We start from the raw sequence: 4098 nt of genomic DNA, 5'->3' as shown, positions 1-4098 counted from the left end.
CCGCGCGCATGCAGCAGCGCGGCAAGCGGCACGCCACGCGCCTGACCGAGTTCAAGCGGCAGGGCCGCACGGTGGTGGCGCTGCGCGAAATCCTTGGCCTGGGGCATGCCTGGAGCGGCGGCCTGGCCAGCGTGCCCTACAGCGATCCGGACGGCCCGGACGCCTCCGCGCTGATCTGGGCGTTCGTGGTGCGGCAGTTCCCACCGGCGCCATGAGGGATTGATAGTGAAAAGAGGCTGATGCCCTAGATCTATATGTGCTGAGTGCTATTAAAAAAATATCAAATAACGTTTCTTGGACACCCTGGTGTGGGCCGGTGCCACCACCGCAGGGAGCGCTGGCGTCAGTTCAACTGCCGACGGGCCGGCCCCGGCCGACGCAGCGCAGCCTGCGCCGTGCCTTGCCCTGAACCTTCCGAGCCTTCCGCGGCCCGGTGCAGGTGAAAGGCCGCTACCACCTGCTTGAGTTCGTTGGCCTGCTGCTGCAGCGAGGCGGCAGCCGCGGTGGCCTGCTCGACGAGGGCGGCGTTTTGCTGCGTGCCTTGATCCATCTGCGAAATGGCTTCGTTGATCTGCTCGATGCCGTCGGTCTGCTCGCGGCTGGCCTGGCTGATGTCTTCGATCACGGCGGACACGCGCAGCACGCTGTCCACGAGGTTCTGCATGGTCGTGCCGGCTTCCTGCGCCAGCTGGGTGCCGGCCTTCACCTGCTCGGCGGAGTGGCTGATCAGCGCCTTGATCTCCTTGGCCGCCTCGGACGAGCGCTGCGCCAGGCTGCGCACTTCGGTGGCCACCACCGCGAAGCCACGCCCTTGTTCGCCGGCCCGCGCCGCCTCGACCGCTGCGTTCAGGGCGAGGATGTTGGTCTGGAACGCGATGCCTTCGATGACCCCGGTGATTTCGGACACCTTGCGCGACGACGCATCGATGGAGCCCATGGTCTGCACGACCTTGTCCACCACCGTGCCGCCCTGGCGTGCCACGTCGGACGCCGATTGCGCCAGCACGCTGGCCTGCCGGGCGTTGTCCGCGTTTTGCTTCACGTTGGAGGTCATCTCCTCCATGGAGGCGGCGGTCTGCTCCAGCGCGCTGGCCTGCGATTCGGTGCGGGCCGACAGGTCGTGGTTGCCGGCGGCGATCTGCTGCGAGGCGCCAGCGATGTGCTCGGTGCCGTCGCGCACGCGCTGCACGATGCGGTGCAGGCTATCGCGCATGGCCTGCATGTCCAGCAGCAGGCTGGAGTGGTCGCCCTGGCGCGTGTCCACCGCCACCGACAGATCGCCCTCCGAAATGCTGCGGGCAATGGTGCGTGCGTACCCGGGCTCGCCGCCCAATTGGCGCAGCAGGTTGCGCGATATCAAGGTGCCTATCACCAGCAGCGCAGCCCCCAGCAGCGCCGCCACCAAGCCGAACCCCAGGGCGCGTTGCCAGATGGCGGCGTTGACCGTGTCGATGTACACGCCCGATCCGATCACCCAGCCCCAGGGCGCGAAACCCTTGACGTAAGACGTCTTCTCGACCGGCGCTTCGCTGCCGGGCTTGGGCCACAGGTAAGGCACGAAGCCTGCGCCGCTGGCCTGTACGGTGCGCACGAATTCCATGAACAGCGGCTTGCCGTTGGGGTCCTTGTTGTCGGTCAGGTCCTTGCCGTTCAACTCGGGGCGCACCGGGTGCATCACCATGCGCGGGTGCATGTCATTGATCCAGACGTATTCGTTGCCGCTGTAGCGCAGTGCCTGGATGGCAGCGGCCGCGCGCTTGCGGGCCTCGTCGTCGGAGAGTCCGCCCTGGGTGCTCAGGTCATGGAAGTGCGTAGCGATGCCGTGCGCCGCCTCGACCACCTGGCGCACGCCGGTCTGGCGCTCTTGCAGGATGAGCTGTCGCTCGGAGATCAGGAACCACGCCGTCATCACCGCGATGCCGAGAATGGCGCTCAGCAGGAGGAGGGCCAGTTTTCTTGCGATGGTCATGGGAACCCTTTGAGGCAAGCGATTGGGGCCGTGGGACGCTGCACGCCGTCCCACGGGCTGCGTGGCGCGCCGGACAAGCGTAATGCTGGAGTGGAAGGCGCTGGCTCGGCACAAACCCGTGGGGCGGTTTTGTGACATGGGCTTTGCGCGTGGGGGGGACGGGCAGCGATGAAGGCGCGGGTAGCAAGGCGGGGCTCCGCTGCCAGGCGCAGGTCCGCGCTGCCTGGACGATCTGCCTGAACGCGCGGCCTGGAGCGTGTGATGAACTTCCTGCCCGAGCCAGCACTTTTGCGGTGGTGGGCCGCATGAGCATCGCAAAGACAAGGAAATGTAGCCTGCTGGGCACTTCGGGCACTTCGGGCACTTCGGGCACTTCGGGCACTTCGGGCAGTCGCTCGCAGTCCCGCGAGAACCCTGCGGAATCTCGCCAGCCAGCCGAAGCTGCGCTCCACCACCCAGCGCCGGGGCAGCAAGACGAAGCCCTTCTTCGCCTCAGGCAACGTCACGGTCTGCAGGTCGATCCCGTTGTCCTGCGCCGCCTTTGATGCAGCCTACACCCGTGTAGCCCTGGTCCGCCCAGGCACGCTGCACTGTGCGGCCCGTGGCCTGCGTCACGTCCTTGCACAGGCGCTGCAGCTGGGCACGCTCCTGTTCGTCAGCCGGCGTGACAGGCACCGCCAGCAGGTGCCCCAGCGTGTCCACGGCCATGTGAACCTTGCTGCCGCGCTCATCTGCACGTGCGCCCATTCATCAACACGGCGCTGGGCTGGCCTTGGCGACCCTGCGCCACGCGAATGATGGAGCGCAGTTCGAGACCATCGCCTCGAAGCAACCCGCGTCCAACCAGCGCCGGCGTGCTGATAGACCACCTCCCAGGGCGGCGGGACCATGGGGCTGCATCCATCCGCCAGGGCGGTCCCGCGCGTAACAGCCAGCGCAGGCATTGAAGACTTCCCGCAGATCGTGCCCTCGCTGGGAGCGTGCCGGTCCATCAGGGGCAGATAGGGTGCCGCGAAGCTCCATTCTTCATCGCTGACGTCCCTTGGGTACGGCTCGCGGGGCATCCGCAAACGCTACTCACGGCTTTGCTCTCACTGAGAAAAGTGCATAACACGCACTAGACCAGCTGCGCTGCCTGCAGTTCCTTCTTGAGGTACGCGTAGAACAGTGGCGCCGCCACCAGCCCGGCCGGGCCGAACACCGCTTCGGCTACGAACATCACCGCCAGCAGTTCCCACACGCCCATGTGGGTGCGCTGGCCGACCACCTTGGCGTTGATGACGTATTCGGCCTTGTGGATCAGGATCAGGAACGCCAGGCAGGCGATGGCCGCGGCCGGCGACACCGACAGGCCCACGATGGTGATGACCGCGTTGCACAGCAGGTTGCCGACGATCGGCACCAGCCCCGCCAGGAAGGTGAGCGTGATCAGCGCGGGCGTGTAGGGCAGCTGCAGGTCCCACAGCGGCAGCACGCCCAGCAGGAAGATCGCCGTCAGCAGCGTGTTGAACGCCGCGATCCAGAACTGCGCCGCCACGATCTGGCGGAAGGCCTCGCCGAACCAGGTGATGCGCGCCGAGAGCGCCTCGGCCAGCGGTCCGCGGGCCCCGTCCAGCGTGCGCACGGCGGCCAGGGCCCCGATCAGCAGGCCCACGTAGGCATGCAGCAGGCCGCTGAGCCACGCGCGGCCGGCCATGGCCAGTGCGCCCGCCTTGGCGCCCAGGTAGCCGGCGATGGTGCGCTGGATCTCCACCGCGCCCTCGGGCAGGTGCGAGGCGATGTCGGGCGGCAGCTTCAGGCGCAGCTCCAGCACCGTGCGGGCCAGAAAGTCGAGCAGTTCGCGGTACTGCTGCGGCGCCTCGACGATGTAGCTGCGCGAATGCGAGGCCGCCAGCACGATGAGCGACAGCGGCACCAGCATGACCACGGCCGCCGCGATCACCTGGCCTGCCGTGGCGCCACTGCCGGACGGGCGGTGCACGTTGCGCCCCGGCGGCCAGGCCAGGCGCGGCGCCAGCCAGCGCGTGAGCAGAAACCCCAGGCAGGCGCACAGCAGGCCGGGCAGCAGACCCTGCCACATCACCAGCAGCAGGGCCGCGGCCATGAGCACGTAGCTGGCCGTGACCACG

At 67.8% G+C, this 4098-nt stretch carries 2 protein-coding genes and 2 pseudogenes; 1 reads left to right on the top strand and 3 read right to left on the bottom strand.

Features of this window, described 5'->3' with window-relative positions:
• A pseudogene (locus tag AC27IO_RS21335) lies at nt 1-215 on the top strand (extracellular catalytic domain type 1 short-chain-length polyhydroxyalkanoate depolymerase); the annotation flags it as partial.
• 128 nt (nt 216-343) lie between these two features.
• Here the strand turns inward: AC27IO_RS21335 and AC27IO_RS21330 are convergent.
• The 3 genes and pseudogenes from AC27IO_RS21330 to AC27IO_RS21320 form a co-directional block, all read right to left on the bottom strand.
• Nucleotides 344-1969, bottom strand: a complete 1626-nt coding sequence (locus AC27IO_RS21330) for a methyl-accepting chemotaxis protein (RefSeq protein ID WP_284426030.1) — start codon at nt 1967-1969, stop codon at nt 344-346.
• Between the two features lie 262 nt (nt 1970-2231).
• Nucleotides 2232-3033, bottom strand: a pseudogene (locus tag AC27IO_RS21325) (IS5 family transposase); the annotation flags it as partial.
• 53 nt (nt 3034-3086) lie between these two features.
• A complete protein-coding gene (locus AC27IO_RS21320) occupies nt 3087-4097 on the bottom strand; it encodes an AI-2E family transporter (RefSeq protein WP_498740641.1) in 1011 nt (336 codons plus the stop codon).
• Nucleotide 4098 lies beyond the last annotated feature (1 nt).

It is taken from the genome of Acidovorax sp. KNOB132 (genome assembly GCF_057541515.1).
The sequence above is the reverse complement of the archived record's forward strand: the minus strand, read 5'-3'. Positions and strand labels throughout refer to the sequence as shown.